Genomic DNA, 1,560 nt, shown 5'->3' on the forward strand with positions numbered 1-1,560 from the left:
CAGTAGCCGTGATATGAGTATGACTCCCTTGTTCCAGGTGATGTTCGTATTGCAGAACACACCGGAAGGTTCTGGAGAAATAATATTGGATGATGTTGAGATTTCAAGCTATGAGTTTGAGACTTCGGTTTCCAAATTCGATTTGACCTTTACTATATCAGAAGGAAGTAACGGTATCGCATTGGATATGGTATATTGTACCGATTTATTTGACAAGGCCACGATTGATCGTATGCTGTTGCATTATCAGGGGTTGTTGTCGGATATCGTGAGGAACCTCCATCAGCCGATAGGCAGTCTGAGGATGCTGACTTCAGAGGAGGAGCACGAGTTGTTGGATGTTTTCAATGACACGACTGTGGGTTATCCAAAGGATAAGACTATAATTGAATTGTTTGAGGAGCAGGTAATGAATACCCCAGATGCAGTAGCGGTTGTTTATGATGGTGAGGAGTTGAGCTACAGGGAGTTGAACGAGAGGTCCAACCAGTTGGGGCGTTATCTGAGGGATCAGGGTGTGCAGGCCGATACTTTGGTTGGTATCTGTTTGGAACGCAGTCTGGAGATGCTTGTGGGTATCCTTGGTATTTTGAAATCCGGAGCAGCGTATGTTCCGATCGATCCTGATTATCCACAGGACCGTATTTCGTATATGGTTGGGGATGCAGGAATGAAACAGGTTTTGAGCAGTTCGTCCAGCCATAAGGTGTTGGAGCAATATGGTGATCTTTCCGTTGTCTTGCTGGATACAGATTTAGGGAGGATGTCAAACTATTCAACAGAAAACCTAAGTGTTGCAGTAAGACCAAGTGATCTGGCCTATGTGATTTATACATCAGGAAGTACAGGAAACCCGAAAGGAGTTCTGATTACCCATAATAATGTGGTTCGTTTGTTTAAAAACGAATCCTGTTTATTTGATTTTGGTACTGATGATGTCTGGACGCTGTTTCATTCGTTTTGTTTTGATTTCTCGGTATGGGAAATGTATGGAGCCTTGCTTCATGGAGGACGTTTGGTGGTGGTTCCAAAAGCAGTAACCAGGGATGCCATTTCTTTTAGAGAATTACTGATCAGAGAAGGAGTTACGGTTTTGAATCAGACACCGGGATCTTTTTATGCTCTTCAGGAAGAATTTCTCTCTAGAGTTTTGGATCATTCTATTCGATATGTGATTTTTGGAGGGGAGGCGTTGAATCCTGTTTATCTACAAAACTGGAAAGAATTATATCCTTCTTGTAAAATGATCAATATGTATGGTATTACCGAGACTACGGTTCACGTTACCTACAAAGAACTGACAAGTTCGGATATGTTGAGTTCTGTTAGTGCGATAGGTTGTGCTATCCCTACTTTGGGCTGTTATATTTTGGATGACAATCTGAACTTGTTGCCTGTAGGGGTTGTCGGGGAATTATGTGTCGGAGGAGCAGGAGTCGCGCGAGGTTATCTGAACAGGGCAGAATTGACTGCTGAGAGGTTTATAGCAAATCCTTTTGCAGCAGGCGAAAGAATTTATAAGACCGGAGATTTGGCCAGATGGCTTCCTGATGGAAATAT

At 42.9% G+C, this 1,560-nt stretch carries 1 protein-coding gene and 1 pseudogene; both read left to right on the forward strand.

Features of this window, described 5'->3' with window-relative positions:
• Window positions 1-19: 19 nt before the first annotated feature.
• Window positions 20-325: pseudogene (locus NQQ59_RS25365) on the forward strand (condensation domain-containing protein); the annotation flags it as partial.
• Window positions 326-409: 84 nt separating this feature from the next.
• A partial coding sequence (locus NQQ59_RS25185; RefSeq protein WP_257698477.1) for a non-ribosomal peptide synthetase occupies window positions 410-1,560 on the forward strand: 1,151 nt, incomplete at its 3' end.

Origin of the sequence: Flavobacterium panacis (assembly GCF_024649945.1) — a bacterium.
Classification (GTDB): domain Bacteria; phylum Bacteroidota; class Bacteroidia; order Flavobacteriales; family Flavobacteriaceae; genus Flavobacterium; species Flavobacterium panacis.